The following is a 21,408-nucleotide window of genomic DNA, read 5'->3' on the forward strand; positions in this document are numbered from 1 at the left end:
TCGACCTCAGCGGTAAGCGGCATCGGCGGCGCGACGCTCGGCGATCTCGTTTTCGAGACGGTCGCCCAGGGCCAGCAGCTGCGGCTTGGTAACGATGTTTTCGCCACGATTCTCGAAGTGGTACTCGAGGATGTGGGTTTCGACGATCGAGTCCACCGGGCAGCTTTCCTCACAGAAGCCACAGAAGATGCACTTGAACAGGTCGATGTCATAACGCGTGGTGCGGCGGGTGCCGTCCTCGCGCTTGGCCGAGTCGATGGTGATGGCCAGCGCCGGGCACACCGCTTCGCACAGCTTGCAGGCGATGCAGCGCTCTTCGCCGTTGGGATAACGGCGCAGCGCATGCAGGCCACGGAAGCGCGGCGACTGCGGGAACTTCTCCATCGGGTACATCATCGTGTACTTCGGCTTGAAGCTGTACTTCAGCGTCAGCCAGAGGCCCGCCAGCAGTTCGAGCAGCAGCAGGCTCTTGAAGTAATGGGTAATCCTGTTCATCACTTTAGACGCCCTTTTGAATCACGCCGAAGAACACCATGACGGCGGTAACCGCGATCCACAGAATGGCCAGCGGGATGAAGACCTTCCAGCCCAGGCGCATGATCTGGTCGTAGCGGAAGCGCGGGAAGCTGGCACGGAACCAGATGTAGGCACTGGCGAAGAAGAACACCTTGACGAACAGCCACGGCGCGCCCCCCTTCCAGATCCAGTCGACCAGCGGCGAGACATCGCCGAAGTTGACCCAGCCCTGGACCGGGCTCAGCCAGCCGCCGAGGAAGAAGATCGAGATCAGGAAGCTGATCAGGATCATGTTCGCGTATTCGGCCAGGAAGAACAGGGCGAAGGCACCGCCGGAGTATTCGACCATGTGGCCGGCGACGATTTCCGATTCGCCTTCCACCACGTCGAACGGCGCGCGGTTGGTTTCAGCCACGCCCGAGACCCAGTAGATGACGAACAGCGGGAACAGCGGCAGCAGGAACCAGTCGAAGAAGCCGGAACTGCCGGCCTGCGCCATCACGATGTTGCTCAGGTTCAGGCTGCCCGAGGCGATCATCACGCCGACCAGGGCGAAGCCCATGGCGATTTCATAGCTGATCATCTGCGCCGAGGCGCGCATCGCCCCCAGGAACGCATACTTCGAGTTGGATGCCCAACCGGCCAGGATGATGCCGTAGATGCCCAGCGAGGTCATCGCCAGCAGGTACAGCAGGCCGGCGTTGGCGTTGGACAGCACGATCTGCGAATCGAAGGGCACCACCGACCAGGCCGCGAAGGCCGGGGCCAGGGTGATCAGCGGGGCCAGCAGATAGATCGCCTTGTTGGCGCTGCTCGGCTGGACCACTTCCTTGAACAGCAGCTTGAAGACGTCGGCGAAGGCCTGGAAGATGCCCATGCCCACGTACATCGGGCCGTGGCGGACGTGCATCCAGCCGATCAGCTTGCGTTCCCAGACCACGTAGAAGGCCACCGAGATGATCACCGGAACGGCGATCACCAGGATCTTCAGGATGATCCAGATCAGCGCGCCGATGTCACCGAGGCCCAGCAGCCACTGGTGCAGCGGGTCGACCGCGTTCAACAGCAATTCGTTCATGCAGCCACCACCGATACGCGAGCGGCACCCAGCGGCGCGGTCGCGCCGTGGCCCGATTCAATCCAGACCGAACCCGCAGCGACGCGGGCGTCGACCACCACCGGCAGGGTGGCCTTGCCGGCATCGGTGCCGACCTTGGCCATCTGCCCTTCCTGCAGCTGCAGGCGAGCGGCATCTTCAGCGTTCAGCACGATGCGCGGGGCGTTGTTGAGCGGATGCGACTGCAGCGCCGGGGCGCGACGGACCACCGCATCGGTGCGGTAGATCGCGGCGGTCGAAGCCACTTCCAGGCCTTCGCCGGCAACCACCGGCTGCGCCGAAGCGGCAACGGTGACCGGTACCGGGGCCAGGCTGGCGCGCAGGCCGGCCAGGTCGGTGAAGTCGAAACCGGCCACGGCCAGCTCGCCGCCCAGGGCGCGCAGCACGCGCCAGCCTTCACGGGCCTCGCCCGGCAGCTTGCCGCCGGCACGGGCCGACTGCTCGCGACCATCAAGGTTGGTCAGGGTGGCGTCGATTTCCGGCAGCGCACCGATCGGCAGGATCACGTCGGCGACGTCGCGGGTCGAGGCACAGGCGAACTGGCTGAAAGCCACCACCTGGGCACCGGCCAGCGCCTTGCGCGCGGCAGGTGCATCGGCGAAGTCCAGGCCCGGCTCCAGGCCGTACACCACATAGGCCTGGCGCGGCTGCGCCAGCATCGCGGCGACGTCCTTGCCAGCCGGCAGCACACCGGCGCGGGTCAGGCCAACGGCGTTGGCGCCCTGCGGGATGCGGCACAGCTTGGCACCGGTGGCGGCGGCGAACTCACGCGCAGCAGCGCGGATCGCGGCAGCCTGCGGGTGGTTTTCGGCGATGCCACCGACGATCAGCACGGTGTTGTTGCCGCCCTGCACTGCCGATTGCAGCTCGGCGTTGGCCAGCGCGTCGACGAACTTCGACGGTGCGACGATCTGCTTGCCGGCGATGCTGAAGGCGAAGTCGAAGTCCACCGGGTTGACGACATGGATCTTCGCGCCCTTGGTGGTCTGCGCCTTGCGCAGGCGGGCGTGCAGCAGCGGCAGTTCGTGGCGGATGTTGCTGCCCAGAACGACGATGCGGTCAGCGCCTTCGATTTCGGCCAGCGGCAGGCCGAACACTTCGGCGGTTGCGGCGTCGGAGAAATCGCGGTTGTTGATGCGGTGGTCGATGTTGCCCGTGCCCAGGCCCTTGGCCAGGCGGGCCAGCAACGCGCCTTCCTCGTTGGAGGTGGACGGGTGCACCAGCACGCCCAGGTTGTCGCCCTGGTTGGCCTTGAGGATCTCGGCGGCCGCGGCCAGGCCTTCGGCCCAGCTCACTTCCTTCCATTCGCCATTGACCTTGCGCAGCGGCTTGACCGCACGGTCTTCGCTGTACAGGCCCTGGTGCGAGTAGCGGTCACGGTCGGACAGCCAGCACTCGTTCACCGCTTCGTTGTCGCGCGGCACGGTGCGCAGCACTTCACCGCGACGCACGTGCAGGAACAGGTTCGAACCCATCGCGTCGTGGTAGCCCAGCGATTCGCGCGCGGTCAGTTCCCACGGACGGGCGCGGAACTGGAACACCTTGTTGGTCAGCGCGCCGACCGGGCAGACGTCGACGACGTTGCCGGACAGCTCGGTGGTCAGCGGCTTGCCGTCAAAGGTACCGATCTGCAGGTTCTCACCGCGGTACATGCCACCCAGTTCGTAGGTACCGGCAACGTCGGCGGTGAAGCGGACGCAGCGGGTGCACTGGATGCAGCGGGTCATCTCGGTAGCGACCAGCGGGCCCATGTCCTCGTCCGGCACCACGCGCTTGCGCTCGTTGAAGCGGCTGACCGAACGGCCATAGCCCAGCGACACGTCCTGCAGCTCGCACTCGCCGCCCTGATCGCAGATCGGGCAGTCCAGCGGGTGGTTGATGAGCAGGAACTCCATCACCGAGCGCTGGAACTTCAGTGCCTTCTCGCTGCGGGTGGCGACCTTCATGCCGTCCATCACCGGGGTGGCGCAGGCCGGCGCCGGCTTCGGCGACTTCTCCACGTCCACCAGGCACATGCGGCAGTTGGCGGCGATCGGCAGCTTCTCGTGGTAGCAGAAGCGCGGAATCGGAATACCGGCCTTGTCGGCCGCCTGGATGATCATCGAACCCTTGGGCACGACCAGCGACTTGCCATCGATCTCGATGGTCACGTGATCCGGTGGCACGTTCGGGTTTACGGGTTGCGCGCTCATGCGGCGGCTGCCTCCACCTTCTTGCCGTCAACCATCGAATGACCGTTGACGATGTAGTACTCGAATTCGTCCCAGAACTGGCGCAGGAAGCCCTGGATGGGCCATGCAGCCGCTTCACCGAACGCACAGATGGTGTGGCCTTCGATCTGCCCGGCCACCGCCTTCAGCTGGTGCAGGTCTTCCATCGTGGCCTTGCCGGCGACGATGCGCTCCAGCACGCGGTGCATCCAGCCAGTACCTTCACGGCACGGGGTGCACTGGCCGCAGGATTCCTTGTGGAAGAACTGGCTGATGCGGCAGGCGAACTTTACGCAGCAGACGCTGTCGTCGAGCACCACGATCGCGCCCGAACCCAGGCCGGAGCCCAGTGCACGGATGGTGTCGTAGTCCATCGGCAGGTCCTCCAGCTCGGCCGCGGTCAGCACCGGCATCGACACGCCGCCCGGGATCGCGCCCTTCAGCGTGCGGCCCGGACGCAGGCCACCGGCCATTTCCAGCAGGTCGTGGAATTTGGTGCCGAGCGGCACTTCGAAGTTGCCGCCATTCTGCACGCAGCCGGACACCGAGAAGCACTTCGGACCGCCGTTGGCGGTCAGGCTCAGGCCCTTGAACCACTCCGGACCGTTGCGGATGATCGCCGGCACCGAACCGTAGGTTTCGGTGTTGTTGATCGTCGACGGCTTGCCATACAGGCCGAAATTGGCCGGGAACGGCGGCTTGTAGCGCGGCTGGCCCTTCTTGCCTTCCAGCGATTCCATCAGCGCGGTTTCTTCGCCGCAGATGTAGGCGCCGGCGCCCAGCGCACCGTAGATGTCGATGTCTACGCCGCTGCCGAGGATGTTCTTGCCCAGCCAGCCGTTCGCATAGGCGTCGGCCAGGGCCTGCTCGAAGTGCTCGAACGGCTCGTGGTGGAACTCACCGCGCAGGTAGTTGTAACCCACGGTCGAACCGGTGGCGTAGCAGGCGATCGCCATGCCTTCCACCACCGAATGCGGGTTGTAACGCAGGATGTCGCGGTCCTTGCAGGTGCCCGGCTCGGATTCGTCCGAGTTGCAGAGGATGTACTTCTGCATGTTGCCCTTGGGCATGAAGGACCACTTCAGGCCGGTCGGGAAGCCTGCGCCACCGCGGCCGCGCAGGCCCGAGGCCTTGACCATCTCGATGACCTGCTCCGGCGGGATCTTCTCTTCGAGGATCTTGCGCAGGGCGGCGTAGCCACCGGTCTTCAGGTAGCTTTCGTACGACCACGGGGTGTCGTAATGCAGGGTGGTGTAGACCACCTGGTGCGGCAGCGGCGCGGGGCCGACCGGACCCTTGGATTCGTGGTGATGTGCCATGCCCTTACTCCAGCCCGTCCAGCAGCTCGTCGACCTTTTCCAGGGTCAGACGCTCATGGTAGTGACCGTTGATGACCATCATCGGCGCGCCGCCACAACCGGCCAGGCACTCTTCCTCGCGCTTGAGGTAGACGCGGCCGTCCGGGGTCGATTCACCGTGCTTGATGCCCAGCTTCTTCTCGCAATGGCGGACGATGTCCTCGGCGCCATTGAGCCAGCAGCTGATGTTGGTGCAGATGGCCACGTTGTTGCGACCCACCTTCTCGGTCTCGAACATCGAGTAGAAGCTGGCGACCTCGTAGGCCCACACCGGCGGCAGGTCGAGGTACTTGGCGACGGCGGCGATCAGCTCGTCGGTCAGCCAGCCCTGGTTCTGCTCCTGGGCCGCATGCAGGCCCTGCAGCACGGCAGAGCGCTTGCGGTCCGGCGGGAACTTGGACAGCCAGTGATCGATGTGAGCGCGGGTCTTGTCGCTCAGCACCACCATCGGGTCGACGTCGCGCGCCGCCTCGAAATTACCTGTCGCCTTCATCGGCCGACCTCAGCGAAATGCATAACGTGAAATTCCAGAAACTGCGGCGCCGGCTTGCGCCGGCTGCCTGCAGCGGGCGTTGGCGTGGCGGACGGCATTACCGGTCAACCTCGCCGAACACCAGGTCATAGGTACCGATCATCGCCACCACGTCGGCCAGCATGTGGCCGCGCACGATCGAATCGATCGAGGACAGGTGGGCGAAGCCCGGTGCGCGCAGGTGCACGCGGAAGGGCTTGTTGGCGCCATCGGAGACCAGGTAGCAGCCGAATTCGCCCTTGGGCGCTTCCACGGCCGCATAGGTTTCACCCGCCGGTACGCAATAGCCTTCGCTGAACAGCTTGAAGTGGTGGATCAGCGCTTCCATGTCGTCCTTCATGTCCTCGCGCTTGGGCGGAGCGACCTTGAAGTTCTTGACCATGACCGGGCCGGGGTTGGCCTTCAGCCACGCCACGCACTGCTTGATGATGCGGTTGGATTCGCGCATTTCGGCGACGCGGACCAGGTAGCGGTCGTAGCAGTCGCCTTCCTTGCCCAGCGGGATGTCGAAATCGACAGCATCGTACTTGGCGTACGGGCGCTTCTTGCGCAGGTCCCAGGCCACGCCCGAGCCACGCAGCATCACGCCGGTCATGCCCCACTGGTGCGCCAGTTCCGGAGTGACCACGCCGATGCCGACGGTACGCTGCTTCCAGATGCGGTTGTCGGTCAGCAGGGTTTCGTATTCGTCGACGCGCTTGGGGAACTCGACGGTGAAGTTCTCCAGGAAGTCCAGCAGCGAGCCTTCGCGTGAAGCATTGAGCTGCTTCAGCGCCTTGCCCTTGTGCCAGCGCGATTCCTTGTACTTCGGCATGTGGTCCGGCAGGTCGCGGTAGACACCGCCCGGGCGGTAGTACGCCGCGTGCATGCGCGCGCCGGAGACCGCTTCATAGCAGTCCATCAGCTCTTCGCGCTCACGGAAGGCATACAGCATCACGGCCATCGCACCCAGGTCGAGCGCGTTGGAGCCCAGCCACATCAGGTGGTTGAGGATGCGGGTGATCTCGTCGTACATGGTGCGGATGTACTGCGCACGCTCCGGCGCCTCGATGCCCATCAGGGTCTCGATCGCGCGCACGTAGGCGTGCTCGTTGCACATCATCGACACGTAGTCGAGGCGATCCATGTAGCCGATCGACTGGTTGAACGGCTTGGACTCGGCCAGCTTCTCGGTGCCACGGTGCAGCAGACCCACGTGCGGGTCGGCACGCATGATGGTTTCGCCGTCCATTTCCAGGATCAGGCGCAGCACACCATGAGCGGCCGGATGCTGCGGGCCGAAGTTCATGGTGTAGTTGCGGATTTCCTGCCGGCTTTCGGCGGCGTTGCTGGCGAACGCTTCGCCGGCCTGGTGTACGTGGCTCACTTCACTGCCTCCTGCGCGCGCTCACCGGCTGCGGTCTGCAGACGGGCGTCGTCACGGATCACGCGCGGCACGCCGACACGCGGCTCCACCGAGGTGACCGGTTCGTAGATCACGCGCTTCTTTTCTTCGTCGTAGCGGACTTCGACATTGCCGATCAGCGGGAAGTCCTTGCGGAACGGATGGCCGACGAAACCGTAGTCGGTCAGGATCCGGCGCAGGTCCGGGTGGCCTTCGAAGATCACGCCGTACAGGTCGAACGCTTCGCGCTCGAACCAGTTCAGGCCCGGCCACACGCTGGTCAGCGAGGACACCACCGGCAGCGCTTCGTCAGGGGCGAAGCAGCGCAGGTGCATCATCAGGTTGTGCTGGTACGAGCGCAGCTGGGCGACCACGGCGAAACGCTGGGTCGGCATGTGCTGCGGGCGGGCACCGTCGGCACCGTTTTCCTCGGTGGGGAACTCGCCCCACGCGAAGCGGCCCTGGGCCTTGCCTTCGACGCCACGGCTGAAGCCCTGCGAGGACACGTCGGCGGTGTCCCATTCGTCGGAGCCATAACCGAGGTAGTCGACGCCGCACAGATCCACGGCCTGCTCGAAACCAAACTCGTCACGCAGCGCCAGGGCGGTGGCGTGCCACTCGGCGGCAGGCACTTCCAGCGTCACTTCGCCGCGGGGTTCGACCACGATGACCTTCGCACCAGCGAAACGTGCGGAGAGTCGGTCGATGAAGGATGCTTGCTCTGCCATGGGGGCTTGGCGCGCTCTTGTCAGGTGAAGGGGTCAGCGGGCGATGGTCTGTGTACGCCAGATCTTCTTCTGCAGCTGCAGGATCCCGTACACCAGCGCCTCGGCGGTCGGCGGGCAGCCCGGGACGTAGACGTCCACCGGCACCACGCGATCACAGCCGCGCACGACAGAATAGGAGTAGTGGTAATAGCCACCGCCGTTGGCGCAGCTACCCATCGAGATGACCCACTTCGGGTCCGGCATCTGGTCGTAGACCTTGCGCAGCGCCGGGGCCATCTTGTTGACCAGGGTACCGGCCACGATCATCACGTCGGACTGACGCGGCGACGGGCGGAACACCACGCCGTAACGGTCAAGGTCCAGGCGCGCGGCGCCGGCGTGCATCATCTCGACCGCGCAGCAGGCCAGGCCGAAGGTCATCGGCCACATCGAGCCGGTGCGCGCCCAGTTCAGCAGTGCGTCGACGCTGGTGGTGACGAAGCCCTTTTCCAGCAGCGGGTTGTCGCCTTCCGGCCGCAGGATGTCATCAACCCGGCCTTCCGGCGACGGGTTGTTCATGAGGCCATCGAGAGTCTGAATCACTCCCATTCCAGCGCTCCCTTCTTCCAGACGTAAATGAAACCGAGGAACAGCATGCCGACGAACAGGCCCATGGTGATGAGCGAACGGGCGCCCAGCTCCATGAAGACCTGGGTCCACGGCACGATGAAGATGATTTCCAGGTCGAAGACAATGAACTGGATCGCGATCAGGTAGTAGCGCACGTCGAACTTCATGCGCGCGTCTTCGAAGGCCTCGAAGCCGCACTCGTACGGCGACAGCTTTTCCAGATCGGGGCGGCGGGGACCGAGGAATCGACCAACCAGCATCAGCGTAATGCCGATACCGGTGGCAACGATCAGAAACAGCAGAGAAGGCAAATATTCGGCCAGCACAGCGATTCTCTCTTGCCTCTGCCGCCGCGCCTGCAGGCGCTTTGGCATGGGGGAGTGGACGGGAACCTGCCTGGCGCCTTGCGCGCCAGACGAACCCGCTTTACTTACAAATGGTGCCCAAGAGGGGACTCGAACCCCTACGACTTGCGTCGCTACCACCTCAAGGTAGTGCGTCTACCAATTCCGCCACCTGGGCAAACGATCACATCAGACTATCTTCCCGATGCGCCGCGTATTGTAACCGGCTTCAGTGTTTCTGGGAGCCTTCCGAAGGCTTTTCTTCACCAGAAACCGAAGATTCCGCCTGAGCCGGCACATTCGCCGCCGGAACCGGGGCGGCCGGGACCGGATCGGCCTTCGGAACGGCCGGCAGTTCGCCCGCCGGAGCCGCCGGCGCGCTGGCCGCCGGGGCGGACATCAGGCCCAGGTCCTGGTCGGCCGCCGGACGGGTGCCGTGACCGGCATACCAGGCCATGAAAAGACTGATGCCGAAGAACACGACGGCCAGCCACTTGGTCGACTTGGACAGGAAGTTCGAGGCGCCACGCGCACCGAACACCGTGCCCGAGGCGCCGGCGCCAAAGCCCGAACCCGCCGCCGCACCCGAGCCACGCTGCATCAGGATCAGCGCGATCATGGCCACAGCGACCAGCACGTAGACGACATTGAGGATCAACATCAGCATTGGAAACCGCCCTCGGACAATACTTCTAGGATTAGTTCGCGGCCGCCGCCCGTGCGATGGCCAGGAAGTCCGCGGCCACCAGGGAGGCGCCGCCGACCAGCCCACCATCGACATCCGGCTGCGCGAACAGTTCCCCGGCATTGTCGGGCTTCACGCTACCGCCGTAAACAATGGGCAGTGAATCAGCAATTCTAGCATCGAAGCGCGCAACTTCGCCACGGATGAACGCGTGCACCTGCTGTGCCTGCTCCTTTGTAGCGGTACGGCCGGTACCGATGGCCCAGACCGGCTCGTAGGCGACCACGGCCTTGGCAAAGCCGGCCGCGCCGACCAGTTCCAGCACCGGCGCCAGCTGGCTGGCGATGACCGCTTCGGTCTGTCCGGCCTCGCGCTGCTCCAGGGTCTCGCCCACGCACAGCACCGGCACCAGGCCGGCATGCTGGGCGGCGGCGAACTTGCGCGCGACCAGCTCGCTGCTTTCATGGTGATACTGGCGGCGCTCGGAATGGCCGACCAGGCCATAGCGGGCCCCGACCTCGACCAGCATGGCCGCGCAGACCTCGCCGGTATAGGCGCCCTTCTCGTTGCTGCTCACGTCCTGCGCGCCGAAGGCCAGGCTGGTCTCGCCGAAGTCCTCGACCAGCTCGCCCAGGTACGGCAGCGGCGGCAGGATCACCACGTCCACCCCCTCCAGCGGCAGCCCGGCGGCCACCTGCCCCAGCAGTTCATTGGCGAATTGACGGCTGCCATGCAGCTTCCAGTTTCCGGCGACGATCTTGCGGCGCATGAGCGGGTGGCTCCTGTGTGAAGTCAGCCGGTCATGATACCCGTTGCGGCAAAAATCCGTTTCCTTGTAAGCGGTTACATGGATTTTCAGCCAACGGCGCAGCCCCTCGTGGCGGAGGGGGGGGCGGGGTTTGGTTGGTCGCGGAGAGCCCGGCTCGATCTGGGGCTTGGCCGGGCGGGTGGGACTGCGCAGGGGGCGCTGCAAGCACGTCCATGTAAGCTCGATCGCCGCTTGCTCGTGTGCGCTGTCCTGCGCACACGGCAAGACCGGGATTGGGCGTCCTGCCCAACCCGCCCGAGGCATGCCTCGGGCCCATGCGGCTCACGCCCCTGCGCAGCCCCACCCGCCCGGCCTCTGACACAGTCCGGCGGTTCCGCCCGCCACGGGAAGAAAAAAGAAGAGCAAGAGCAAAGACAAAAGCTGCATTCCGGGTTGATGCTGGCTGGACCAACCCCCTACCCCACTTCGATCCGAGAGATCTCATCCACGCATGGCGTGGATCTACCGTGTCGAGCAAGGTCGACACCCACCAACCGTCACCGGGAAACTGTCGGAGGCGGGGAGGTGTCGGATGGCGGGGTGTCCGCGGCGTGGATGCCGTGGCCAAGCCCCCAGGGATGGGTTTACGGCGTCCCCGCCATCCGACACCTCCCCGCCTCCCCACGGAACACCCCAGAGCCGCTTTGGCTTTGGACTTGCCGGCCAGCGGCCGGCACTACCGCGGGTGCAGGGTGCAACCCTGCAAAGAAAAAGGCCGCCTTTCGGCGGCCTCACTTTTCTTTACTTCAGCTTGATCTCGCGCAGGCGTTCCTCGAGGAAGCCGTGGGCGGTGATCGCCTCCGGATACCGGCTCGGGTTCTCCGGGGTGATGCACGAGGGCAGCACGTCGATCAGGAAGTCCGGGTTCGGGTGGAGGAAGAACGGCACCGAGTAGCGCGGCTGGCGCGCCAGGTCACCCGGGGGGTTGACCACGCGGTGGATGGTCGACGGATACACGTGGTTGGTCAGGCGCTGCAGCATGTCGCCGATGTTGACCACGATCGTGTCCGCATCTGACGTAAATGGCACCCACTCGCCGTCATGCGACTGCACTTCCAGGCCTGCGGCACTGGCGCCGACCAGCAGGGTGATGAAGTTGATGTCGCCATGGGCACCGGCACGCACGTTCGGGATGTCGTCAGTGGTGATCGGCGGGTAGTGGATCGGGCGCAGGATCGAGTTGCCGAAGTTGGTCTTGTCGGCGAAGAAGTCTTCCGGCAGGCCAATGTGCAGGGCCAACGCGGACAACACGCGCGACCCCAGGTTGTCCAGCGCCTGATACAGGCCGTAACCGCGCTCACGGAAACCTTCGACCTCGGCCGGCCACAGGTTCGGCGCCATCACGTCCCGGTACTTGGAATCGTCGGCGATCTCGCGGCCGATGTGCCAGAACTCCTTCAGGTCGAAATGCTTGGAGCCCTTGGCGGTTTCCACGCCGAACGGGGTGTAGCCGCGGGCGCCACCGCTGCCGGCCACGTGGTACTTGCGCTTGACCTCTTCCGGCAGGGCGAAGAAAGCCTTGAAGGCATCGTAGGCCGCGTCGATGTCGGCCTGCGGGATGCCGTGGTTACGGATGCCCGCGAATCCCCATTGGCGGTAGGCCGCGCCCAGCTCGGCCACGAAGGCCTCGCGGTCGCTGTCGAAACGGGTGATGTCGAGGGTGGGGATCTGGCTCACAGCGGTTCCTGGCTTGTCGTTGGGTCTGAGGGGGCCAACGCATTCATGGCCCGCCTGAACATTGTGACAGATCGCCCGGGGGACGCCACTCGATACACGGAAACAAACCGATACAATGCGCGACCCGCGCGCGGAGCAACGCTTCCGTCACGTTGGCCCCGCCCCTCCCCTGCACCCCCTGAACCTGCCCCACCATGCCCGCAGCTGCCCCTGCCGCCCCTGCCATTGAAGGTTCCGCCCGGCGCTGGCGGCGGCTGGCCTGGTGGTCGCTGTTCATCGTCGGCAATGCGGTACTGGCCGCGGCGATTGCGCTGGGCAATGTACCGCTGCGTGACAATCCGGGCGGCGGCGCCGGCCTGGCCTATCTGGCGGTCGCCCTGCCCGGCCACCTGCTCGCGTTCGGTGCGCTGGCCGGCCTGCTGCCGCTGCTGCTGGGCCTGTGGCCACGCAGCGCGCGTACGCTGAGCATCAGCGCGGCCGTGCTGCAGGGCCTGTGGCTGTGCCTGCTGCTGGTCGACGCCAAGGTCTTCACCCTGTACCGCTTCCACCTCAATGCCATGGTCGTGAACATGGTGTTCGGCGGCGCCCTGCAGGACCAGGTTGCCCTGTCCTGGAAGACCTGGCTGCAGGTCGGCCTGCTGGTTGCCGCGGTCTTCACCGCCGAGGGCCTGCTGGCCTGGGCGTGCTGGAAACTGCTGCCGGCCGCGCCGCGCCGTCGACGGGTGCTGCAGGCCTGGGCGGTGGTCGCGCTGCTGATGGCCGGCGGCCAGGTCGCCACGGCCTACTACGACGCCCGCGGCGACCGTGATGTGATCGCGCAGTGGAACTACCTGCCGTGGGCGCAGCCGATCACGGCCAAGAGCTTCATGCGGCGCCTGGGCGTGGTCAGCCAACAGCACGCCGGCCTGCCTGACCCGCGCCATGCGCAGCTGCTGTACCCGCTGCATCCGCTGCGCTGCCAGAGCCCACATCGTCCCAACGTACTGATGGTGGTACTGGAGTCGCTGCGCCACGATGTGCTGACACCGCAGCTGATGCCCAACACGTCGACGCTGGCGCAGGATGCGCGCGTCTTCGACCACCATTTCAGCACCGGCAATGCCACCCGCTACGGCCTGTTCGGGCTGCTCTACGGCCTGCCCGGCGGCTATTGGCCGAGCATGCTTGACGAGCAGCGTGGCTCGCAGCTGTTCCAGGTGCTGGGCCAGCAGGGCTACGACCTGCACCTGTACGGCAGTGCGCCGTTGTACAGCCCGGAGTTCGATCGCACGGTGTTCGCCGATGTCCGCGACCAGCTGCACCAGGGGCCGGCAGCGCTGAAGTCAGACGGCCGCGACCGCGCGATCATCAGTGCGCTGCAGCAGGACATCCGCGCCAGCCAGGCCGCGCAGCGCCCGTGGTTCGGCTTCGTGTTCCTCGACTCCACCCATGCGCCCTACCACATGCCCGAGGGCTATCCGGCGGTGGCCACACCGATGGCCGCCGATATCGATTTCCTCAAATTCGGCCCGGAGCATGACCCGACGCCGGAACTCAACCGCTACCGCACCGCCGTGCACTATGCCGACAGCCTGATCGGCTCGCTGCTGGACGACCTGCGCGCACAGGGCCTGGCCGAGGACACCATCGTGCTGGTCACCGGTGACCATGCCGAAGAGTTCAACGACCTCAAGCTGAACTACTGGGGCCACAACGGCAACTTCTCCGACTATCAGCTGCAGGTCCCGTTCGTGCTGCATTGGCCGGGCAAGGCCGCTGGCCACGACGCACGCACCAGCTCGCACGAAGACTGGGTGCCGACACTGATGCGCCACGCACTGGGTTGCGAGAACGCACTGGCCGATTACAGCACCGGCCAGGACCTGCTGGCCGGGCCGCAGGGCACGCGTGCGCTGGTGGTCGAAAGCTGGTCGCAGCGCGCGGTGCGCCATGGCGATGCCATCTATGTGTTCGACAAGTTCGGCAACGCCACCGCCCTGGACCTGCGCTACCGGCCGCTGCCACAGCAGGCGCCCGATGCGGCCGCCGTACGCACTGCATGGGAAGCGCTGACCCGCTTCCGCAACCGCTGACCCTCAAGGACCGATCCTGCATGAACCGTCCGCTGCGCATCCTGCACACTGAAGCCGCCAAGGGAATGGGCGGGCAGGAGATCTACATCTTCCGCCACATGCAGGTGATGCGCGCGCGTGGCCACGAGGTGGCGCTGCTGTGCCAGCCCGAAGCGCGACTGGCCCAGCTGGCACGCGATGATGGTTTCACCGTGCATACCCTGCGCATGGGTGGCCTGCTGCGCCTGCTGCGCGGCATCTGGTCGGTCTCGCGCCTGGTGCGCCGCGAACGCTATGACGTGGTCAACACCACCAGCCGCCGTGACGCACTGATCGCCGCCGCCGGTGCACGCCTGGGCGGCACGCCGCTGGTGGTGCGCTCGCGCCACCTGATGAGCCCGGTCAACTCGCTGCTGACCTATACCGGCCTGCCGCACCGGGTGCTGACCGTCAGCAGCTTCGTCAAGCAGTTGCTGGCCGCGCGCGGCATTCCGGCCAAACACATCGGTATCGTGCCGCCCATCGCGGTCCCGCCGCGCTGGAGCGAAATCCGCAAGGACGACCCCTGGCAATGCCTGCAGGAGGTACGCGCGGACGTGCGCGCCGAACTCGGCTTCGGCGAACAGGACATCGTGGTCGGTTGCGTGGCGGTGCTGCGCGAACCCAAGGGTCATGCCGACCTGCTGCAGGCGATGGTACCGCTGTGCAAGACGCACCCGAACCTGCACCTGGTGGTGGTCGGCGATGGCCAGCCGGTCATGGACCGGCTGCAGGCGCTGCGCGACGAGCACGGGCTGCAGCAGCAGGTCCATCTGCTCGGCTATCGCGATGGCGCATGCCGGCTGATGGCTGGCTTCGACATCTTCGCGCTGGCATCGCACAAGGAAGCGGCCGGTACCGTCTTCCTGGAGGCCGCCTATGTCGGGGTGCCGATCGTGGCCACGCGGGTGGGTGGCGTGCCGGAGATGGTGGTGGATGGCAGCAATGCGATCCTCACCCGGCTGGGCGACAATGCAGCCCTGACAGGCGCCCTGCGCCTGCTGGTGGACGATCCGGAACGGCGGCGGCAGATGGGCCGCGCCGGGTGGGACTGGATGCGCAGCGCGCACCGGTTCACTCCCGACGGCCACGGTGAGACCACCGAACACTATTACCACCAGTGGCTGAAGGAGCTGGGACATGGCTGATGCCCGAACCGTACCGGTGCTGATGCACCACCACGTCAGTCCGTCGCCGGGCATGATCACCGTGTCACCGGAGAATTTCGAAAGCCAGATCGCGTGGCTGGCCGGCAACGGCTGGACGTCGCTGACACTGGACCAGTACGCCGGCTTCCTGGCCGGCAAGCCGGTGCCGCGCAAGTCGATCGTGATCACCTTCGACGATGGCTACCTGGACAACTGGGTGTATGCGCACCCGATCCTGCAGAAGTACGGCTTGCACGCGGTGGTGTTCGTGGTCACCGGCTGGATGGGCGAAGGCCCGGAGCGGCCCCACGCCGGGCTTGCCGGGGCAACGTTGCCTGCCACGCCGGACCATCGCGGCTGCGAAGCGGCGATCTACGAGCAGAACCGCAGCGACGACGTGATGATGCGCTGGAGCGAAGCGCGCGCGGCCATCGCCGCCGGCACCTTCGAAGTGCATTGCCACACCCATACCCACACCCGCTGGCTGCGCCGCGACGACCTGGACCGCGCACAGCGCCGTGCCGGCCTGAGCCACGACCTGGCAGTCTCGCGCGACGTCCTGCAGGACAAGCTTGGCGAGGTGTCCGATACGCTGTGCTGGCCCTACGGCGATTTCGACCAGGACCACATCGAGGTGGCGCGCGAGCACGGCTTCCGCTACCTGCATACCACCCACCCGTTCGGACGCAATGTGGTGGGCGGCGACCCGGAGCGCATCTATCGTTTCGCGATCCGCAACCGCCCGGCCAGCTGGCTGCGAAAACGCATCGCACAGAGCTACAACCCGCTGATCGCACCGCTGTTCAATGGCTTCAAGGCACGCCAGAAGAAGATGGTGCCGGGGCCGTAGGCAACCCACCGCCCTGCCCCTTCAACGAAAACGCCCCGGCATTCCGGGGCGTTTTCGTTGGGGGGATGTGCAGCGGCCTCAGGCGGCGGCTTCACGTACCGCCGCGGACAGTCGATCCAGCGTGTCCTGCATCAGCGTCGCATCATCGGCCTCGACCGTGACCCGCACCACCGGCTCGGTACCGGACGGGCGCAGGAACGCACGGCCACGGCCGGCCACCGACTGCTGCGCGACAGCCAGCGCGGCCTGCACGCTGCCGGCCTGCACCGTGGCCTTGGCCGAGACATTGCCCAGCCGCACGTTGACCGTCTTCTGCGGCACCCGCACCAGTCCTTCCAGCGCCTGGCGCAGGGTCTGCCCGCTGTTGCGCAATGCCACCAGCACCTGCAGCGCGCTGACGATGCCGTCGCCGGTGGTGGCCCGATCCAGGCACAGCAGGTGGCCGGAGGCTTCACCGCCGAGCACGCCGCCGCCTTCCATCAGCGCCTGGTGCACGTAGCGATCGCCGACATTGCTGCGCACGAACGGAATCTGCAGGTCGGCAAATGCCTTCTCGATGCCGTAGTTGCTCATCAGCGTACCGACCACCGGGCCGCGCAGGCGGCCTTCGGCTTTCCATGCACGGGCCAGGATATACAGCAGGTCATCGCCGTCGACCGGGTTGCCCTGGTCGTCGGCCATCAGCACGCGGTCGCCATCCCCATCGAAGGCGATGCCGAGATCGGCGCGGGTTTCGCGGACCTTGGCCGCCAGGTTGTCGATGTGGGTGGAACCCACGCCGGCGTTGATGTTGACGCCGTTGGGCTCGGCACCAATGCCGATCACCTCGGCGCCCAGTTCACGGAACAGCAGCGGCGCGATCTGGTAGGTGGCGCCGTGCGCGCAGTCCAGCACCAGGCGCACGCCACGCAGGTCGAACGCGCGCGGCACGCTGGCCTTGCAGAACTCGATGTAGCGGCCGACCGCTTCGCGCGCACGCGACGCCTTGCCCAGCTTTTCCGATTCGGCGGTGGTGAACGGGATGTCCAGCGCCGCTTCCAGGGCCAGCTCGGTGGCATCGTCGAGCTTCTCGCCCTGGGCGGAGAAGAACTTGATGCCGTTGTCGTAGTGCGGGTTGTGCGAGGCGCTGATGACGATGCCAGCGTCCACGCCAAGCGTACGGGTCAGGAACGCCACCGCCGGGGTCGGCATCGGCCCCAGCAACTGCACGTCCGCACCGGCGGCGACCAGGCCGGCTTCCAGTGCCGCTTCGAACATGTAACCGGAGATGCGGGTGTCCTTGCCGATCACCACGATCGGCCGGCGCCCGTCCTGGCCGCGCTGGTCGACCAGGACACGGCCCAGGGCGTTGCCCAGGCGCAGCACGAAGTCGGCCGAGATCACGCCCTGGCCGACCCGTCCACGGATGCCATCAGTACCGAAGTACTTGCGGCCTCCCATCAAGCCACCTCCGGCGCCGGCTGACGGCCCAGCATTGCCAGCAGATCGGACAGGCGGTCGCGCATTTCGCGACGGTCGCAGATCTGGTCGATGGCGCCGTGCTCCAGCAGGAATTCCGAGCGCTGGAAGCCTTCCGGCAGCTTCTCGCGCACGGTCTGCTCGATCACGCGCGGGCCGGCGAAGCCGATCAGCGCCTGCGGCTCGGCGATGTTGATGTCACCCAGCATCGCGAAGGAAGCCGACACGCCGCCGGTGGTCGGATGGGTCAGCACCGAGATGTACGGCAGGCCGGCTTCACGCAGCTTGCCCAGCGCGGCCGAGGTCTTGGCCATCTGCATCAGCGAGAACAGGCCTTCCTGCATGCGGGCGCCACCGCTCTGCGAGAAGCACACGTAGGGCGCACCGATCTCGACCGCGGTTTCCGCGGCCAGTGCGAAACGCTCGCCGACCACCGAGCCCATCGAGCCGCCCATGAAGGCGAAGTCGAACGACGATGCCACCAGCGCACGGCCCTTGAGCAGGCCGCGCATGGCGATCAGCGCGTCGTACTCGCCGGTGTTCTTCTGCGCGATCTTGATGCGCTCGCTGTACTTCTTCTGGTCCTTGAACTTGAGCAGGTCGGTCGGCCCCAGGCGCGCACCGATCTCGGTGGTGCTGTCGGCATCGAACAGGGCGGCCAGGCGCGCACGCGCACGGATCGCCATGTGATGGCCGCACTTCGGGCAGACTTCCAGGTTCTCTTCCAGTTCCGGACGGTACAACGCGCTGCCGCAGTTGCTGCACTTTTCCCACAGGCCCTCGGGGACACTGCGCTTCTTGCTGGGGGTGTTGTCGGTGCGGATGCCGGACGGCATCAACTTGCTGAGCCAACTCATGCGGGAGGACACTTCCGTTCAGGGCGGCCCGGGGGCCGCAAAGGCGGACAGTCTAGCTCCGCTTTCCCCGCCCGTGCACCCCCTTGCCAGCCACGGGGCAGCCGGAAAAAACCATGCTGGGACGTACGTTTAGGTGCTGGGGCGGTGCCCGCCGCTGGCCGGCAGCCCTTGCGTGCAGACCGATGGGTAGTGCCGGCCGCTGGCCGGCAGCCCTTGCACGCGAGCCCTCAGGAGGATGCCGGCCAGCGGCCGGCACTACCGTTACGCGTCCAGCGCCTGCCGCAGCGGGGCGAGGAAGGTCCGGGCGTGCTGCGCGGCCTCTTCCGCCGAGCCCGCTTCGGCCAGCGCCGCCACCAGCGCGCTGCCCACCACCACGCCGTCGGCCTGCCGGGCCATGGCCGCGGCACTGGCGGCATCCTTGATGCCGAAGCCCGCCACCACCGGCACCGACGCACGCGCGCGCAACGCCTGCAGGCGGGCACTGGCGGCATCGCTGTCCAGGCGCTCGGACGCGCCGGTGACACCGGCAAAGCTGACGTAGTAGAGATAGCCACGGGCCAGCGCCAGCAGCTTGTCGGCTCGCGCCTCGCTGGTGGTCGGCGACGCCAGCAGTACCAGCGCAAGGCCGGCTGCGTCGAACGCCTGCTGGGCGTCGCCCGCTTCTTCCGGCGGCAGGTCGACCAGCAGCACGCCGTCCACGCCGGCGTCGACGGCGGCCTTGGCGAAGGCCGCGTAACCGTGGATCTCCACCGGGTTCAGGTAGCCCATCAGCACCACGGGGGTCTGCGCATCGCGCTCGCGGAACTGCGCCACGGCCTGCAGGACGTAGCGGCTGCCGGCGCCGCGCGCCAGCGCGCGCTCGGAGCTGCGCTGGATGGTCGGGCCATCGGCCATCGGGTCGGAGAACGGCACGCCCAGTTCAATCACGTCGGCGCCGGCGTCGACCAGTGCGTGCATGACCGGCACGGTGGCCTCCAGCGAGGGATCACCGGCCGTGACGAAGGGGATCAGCGCCTTGCGCTGCTGTTCGCGCAGACGCTGGAAACAGGCATCGAGTCGGGATACGGACATTTCAGGCACATCCTTCAATCAGTTCAATCGCATCGCTGGTTCCCCAGTACATCTGGGTGACCCGCCCTTCAAACAGTTCCACGCGGATACCCAGGTCCGAACCCGGGTCCTGCCAGGTGAGGTACTCGCCCTGGTCACCGTCGTAGGCATGCGGGCTGGATACCGGCGGCTTCGGGAACTGGGCCATGGCCTGGGCGCGGGTCATGCCGACACGCAGGCCGAACGGACCGGGCTGCTGGGTCGGCGCCCCGCTGTCCGGATCCAGGCCGAGATCGAAACGGACGACGCGATCTTCATCGGTCATCATCGACACGCCGGGCGGCAGCCCCTTGCCGTCGTAGTACTCGCAACTGCCGCCGATGGCTTCGACCGCCCCTTGCGCGGTCCACGGCCCGAGTGCCTTCAGATCGCTCATGTGCTGGCCGATCAGCACCTCGCCGGCATGGTCCAGCGCCACCGAGACCACCGCAGGCGCGCCATCGCTGTCCATATCTTCCGTGGACGGCGGATCGACGATCGGCGCACGTGCCATCGGGTCGAGGTCATCATTCGCGGCCGCCTGCTGTGCCGGCTGCGTGGTGGCCTTGGCGGCCGGTGCCAGCAGCGGCGGCTCCGGCGGCTGGCACGCGGCCAACCCCAGCGCCAGCAGCAGCACGCCACTGTTGCGCAGCAGCGCGCTCACAGCACCAGCCCTTCGCGCGCGGCGATGGTATGCACATCCTTGTCGCCACGGCCGGACAGATTGCACAGCACGATCTGGTCACGCGGACGCTCACGCGCCAGCTTGATCGCCTGCGCCAGCGCATGGCTGGACTCCAGCGCCGGCAGGATGCCCTCGGTATGCGCCAGCAGGTGGAAGGCCTGCAGTGCTTCGTCATCGGTGATGCCGAGGTAGCGCGCGCGGCCGGTATCGGCCAGGAATGCGTGTTCGGGGCCGACGCCCGGATAGTCCAGGCCGGCCGACACCGAATGGGTCTCGATGATCTGGCCGTCGTCGTCGCACAGTACATAGGTGCGGTTGCCATGCAGCACGCCCGGGCGACCGGCGGCGATCGATGCAGCATGGCGACCGGTGCTGATGCCATCACCTGCGGCCTCGGCGCCGACGATCTCGACCTGGCGGTCGTTGAGGAAGGCATGGAACAGGCCGATGGCATTGCTGCCGCCGCCGACGCAGGCAGTGATCGCATCGGGCAGGCGGCCGTACTCGGCCAGCATCTGCTCGCGTGCCTCGCGGCCGACGATGGCGTTGAAGTCGCGCACCATGCGCGGGTAGGGATCCGGACCGGCGACCGTACCGATGATGTAGAAGGTGTCCTGCACATTGGTCACCCAGTCGCGCATCGCTTCGTTGAGCGCGTCCTTCAAGGTGGCCGAACCGGAGGTGACCGGCACCACCGTCGCGCCGAGCAGCTTCATGCGGTAGACGTTGATCTTCTGCCGCTCGATGTCGGTGGCGCCCATGTACACCACGCATTCCAGGCCCAACCGCGCGGCAACCGTGGCGCTGGCCACGCCGTGCTGGCCGGCACCGGTCTCGGCGATGATGCGCTTCTTGCCCATCCGCGCCGCCAGCAGCGCCTGGCCGATGGTGTTGTTGATCTTGTGCGCGCCGGTGTGGTTCAGGTCTTCGCGCTTGAGCAGGATCTGCGCGCCGCCGACATGGTCGCTCAGCCGCTGGGCGTGGTAGATCGGGCTCGGCCGGCCCACGTAGTGGGCCAGGTCGCGGTCGTAGGCGGCCTGGAAGGCCGGATCCTGGCGGGCCTGGTCATAGGCCTGGGCGAGTTCCTGCAGCGGGCCGACCAGGGTTTCGGCAACGAAGCTGCCGCCGTAGCGGCCGAAATGGCCCTGGGCATCCGGGAAGGCGTGGTAGTCGGCAATGGGGGAGGCAGACATGGAAGCGACCGCTGGTTCGAGACAGGTGGATACTCTAGCGCACGGGTCGTGACCGGAAAATGGATATTAT

20 protein-coding genes and 1 tRNA gene are annotated in these 21,408 nt (G+C 66.5%); 3 read left to right on the forward strand and 18 right to left on the reverse strand.

All coding sequences use genetic code 11. The annotated features are described in order from the left end of the window. Nucleotides 1–6: 6 nt before the first annotated feature. From nuoI to AC5P8R_RS04965, 13 genes are all read right to left on the reverse strand, one after another. Nucleotides 7–495, reverse strand: coding sequence for an NADH-quinone oxidoreductase subunit NuoI (gene nuoI / locus AC5P8R_RS04905; protein WP_005410456.1), 489 nt, complete (start codon nucleotides 493–495; stop codon nucleotides 7–9). Between the two features lie 4 nt (nucleotides 496–499). Then, nucleotides 500–1,594: an NADH-quinone oxidoreductase subunit NuoH gene (nuoH, locus tag AC5P8R_RS04910; RefSeq protein ID WP_014037948.1), complete on the reverse strand. Its 1,095-nt coding sequence runs from the start codon at nucleotides 1,592–1,594 to the stop codon at nucleotides 500–502. Then, nucleotides 1,591–3,825 (reverse strand): NADH-quinone oxidoreductase subunit NuoG, encoded by a 2,235-nt coding sequence (gene nuoG, locus AC5P8R_RS04915; protein WP_495223046.1) that lies wholly within the window; start codon nucleotides 3,823–3,825, stop codon nucleotides 1,591–1,593. Before nuoG ends, nuoH begins: the two co-directional genes overlap by 4 nt. Next, on the reverse strand, nucleotides 3,822–5,162 hold the full coding sequence (gene nuoF / locus AC5P8R_RS04920) for an NADH-quinone oxidoreductase subunit NuoF (RefSeq protein WP_014647866.1): 1,341 nt from the start codon (nucleotides 5,160–5,162) through the stop codon (nucleotides 3,822–3,824). The genes nuoG and nuoF overlap by 4 nt, the downstream gene beginning before the upstream one ends. 4 nt (nucleotides 5,163–5,166) lie before the next feature. Continuing rightward, complete coding sequence (nuoE, locus tag AC5P8R_RS04925; protein WP_014647867.1) at nucleotides 5,167–5,694, reverse strand: NADH-quinone oxidoreductase subunit NuoE; 528 nt, start codon at nucleotides 5,692–5,694, stop codon at nucleotides 5,167–5,169. A gap of 97 nt (nucleotides 5,695–5,791) precedes the next feature. Next, complete coding sequence (locus AC5P8R_RS04930) at nucleotides 5,792–7,099, reverse strand: NADH-quinone oxidoreductase subunit D (protein ID WP_014647868.1); 1,308 nt, start codon at nucleotides 7,097–7,099, stop codon at nucleotides 5,792–5,794. Next, nucleotides 7,096–7,845, reverse strand: coding sequence for an NADH-quinone oxidoreductase subunit C (locus AC5P8R_RS04935; RefSeq protein WP_014647869.1), 750 nt, complete (start codon nucleotides 7,843–7,845; stop codon nucleotides 7,096–7,098). Before AC5P8R_RS04935 ends, AC5P8R_RS04930 begins: the two co-directional genes overlap by 4 nt. A 33-nt stretch (nucleotides 7,846–7,878) precedes the next feature. Then, nucleotides 7,879–8,433 carry a NuoB/complex I 20 kDa subunit family protein gene (locus AC5P8R_RS04940; RefSeq protein ID WP_005417936.1) on the reverse strand — a complete coding sequence of 185 codons (555 nt, stop codon included), beginning with the start codon at nucleotides 8,431–8,433 and terminating at the stop codon, nucleotides 7,879–7,881. Continuing rightward, nucleotides 8,424–8,780, reverse strand: a complete 357-nt coding sequence (locus tag AC5P8R_RS04945; protein ID WP_008265012.1) for an NADH-quinone oxidoreductase subunit A — start codon at nucleotides 8,778–8,780, stop codon at nucleotides 8,424–8,426. The genes AC5P8R_RS04940 and AC5P8R_RS04945 overlap by 10 nt, the downstream gene beginning before the upstream one ends. A 111-nt stretch (nucleotides 8,781–8,891) precedes the next feature. Beyond that, nucleotides 8,892–8,976 (reverse strand) — tRNA-Leu (locus AC5P8R_RS04950). 51 nt (nucleotides 8,977–9,027) lie between these two features. Further along, entirely contained in the window at nucleotides 9,028–9,465 is a 438-nt protein-coding gene (secG, locus tag AC5P8R_RS04955) for a preprotein translocase subunit SecG (protein WP_014647871.1), read from the reverse strand. A gap of 31 nt (nucleotides 9,466–9,496) precedes the next feature. Next, complete coding sequence (gene tpiA / locus AC5P8R_RS04960) at nucleotides 9,497–10,252, reverse strand: triose-phosphate isomerase (RefSeq protein WP_014647872.1); 756 nt, start codon at nucleotides 10,250–10,252, stop codon at nucleotides 9,497–9,499. 780 nt (nucleotides 10,253–11,032) lie between these two features. Then, nucleotides 11,033–11,968: an isopenicillin N synthase family dioxygenase gene (locus AC5P8R_RS04965; RefSeq protein WP_032956201.1), complete on the reverse strand. Its 936-nt coding sequence runs from the start codon at nucleotides 11,966–11,968 to the stop codon at nucleotides 11,033–11,035. A 194-nt stretch (nucleotides 11,969–12,162) separates the two neighbouring features. On the opposite strand from AC5P8R_RS04965, the gene AC5P8R_RS04970 reads away from it, so the two are divergent. From AC5P8R_RS04970 to AC5P8R_RS04980, 3 genes are read left to right on the forward strand one after another with little or no spacing between them, the layout of a single operon-like run. Then, entirely contained in the window at nucleotides 12,163–14,040 is a 1,878-nt protein-coding gene (locus tag AC5P8R_RS04970; RefSeq protein WP_495223047.1) for a DUF3413 domain-containing protein, read from the forward strand. A 20-nt stretch (nucleotides 14,041–14,060) separates the two neighbouring features. After that, entirely contained in the window at nucleotides 14,061–15,206 is a 1,146-nt protein-coding gene (locus AC5P8R_RS04975; protein WP_495223048.1) for a glycosyltransferase family 4 protein, read from the forward strand. Then, nucleotides 15,199–16,056, forward strand: coding sequence for a polysaccharide deacetylase family protein (locus AC5P8R_RS04980; protein WP_046431824.1), 858 nt, complete (start codon nucleotides 15,199–15,201; stop codon nucleotides 16,054–16,056). Before AC5P8R_RS04975 ends, AC5P8R_RS04980 begins: the two co-directional genes overlap by 8 nt. A 78-nt stretch (nucleotides 16,057–16,134) precedes the next feature. Here AC5P8R_RS04980 and glmM read toward each other — a convergent pair whose 3' ends face one another. The 5 genes from glmM to trpB all read right to left on the reverse strand — a co-directional run bounded on the left by glmM (nucleotide 16,135) and on the right by trpB (nucleotide 21,338). After that, complete coding sequence (gene glmM / locus AC5P8R_RS04985) at nucleotides 16,135–17,496, reverse strand: phosphoglucosamine mutase (protein ID WP_046431825.1); 1,362 nt, start codon at nucleotides 17,494–17,496, stop codon at nucleotides 16,135–16,137. Then, nucleotides 17,496–18,371 (reverse strand): acetyl-CoA carboxylase, carboxyltransferase subunit beta, encoded by an 876-nt coding sequence (accD, locus tag AC5P8R_RS04990; protein ID WP_005410473.1) that lies wholly within the window; start codon nucleotides 18,369–18,371, stop codon nucleotides 17,496–17,498. The genes glmM and accD overlap by 1 nt, the downstream gene beginning before the upstream one ends. A gap of 261 nt (nucleotides 18,372–18,632) precedes the next feature. Beyond that, nucleotides 18,633–19,442: a tryptophan synthase subunit alpha gene (gene trpA, locus AC5P8R_RS04995; protein ID WP_046431828.1), complete on the reverse strand. Its 810-nt coding sequence runs from the start codon at nucleotides 19,440–19,442 to the stop codon at nucleotides 18,633–18,635. A gap of 1 nt (nucleotide 19,443) precedes the next feature. After that, nucleotides 19,444–20,124 (reverse strand): hypothetical protein, encoded by a 681-nt coding sequence (locus tag AC5P8R_RS05000; protein WP_014647879.1) that lies wholly within the window; start codon nucleotides 20,122–20,124, stop codon nucleotides 19,444–19,446. Next, complete coding sequence (gene trpB / locus AC5P8R_RS05005) at nucleotides 20,121–21,338, reverse strand: tryptophan synthase subunit beta (RefSeq protein WP_032957499.1); 1,218 nt, start codon at nucleotides 21,336–21,338, stop codon at nucleotides 20,121–20,123. The genes AC5P8R_RS05000 and trpB overlap by 4 nt, the downstream gene beginning before the upstream one ends. Nucleotides 21,339–21,408 lie beyond the last annotated feature (70 nt).

Source organism: Stenotrophomonas sp. YJH_SMC_73, assembly GCF_059370155.1.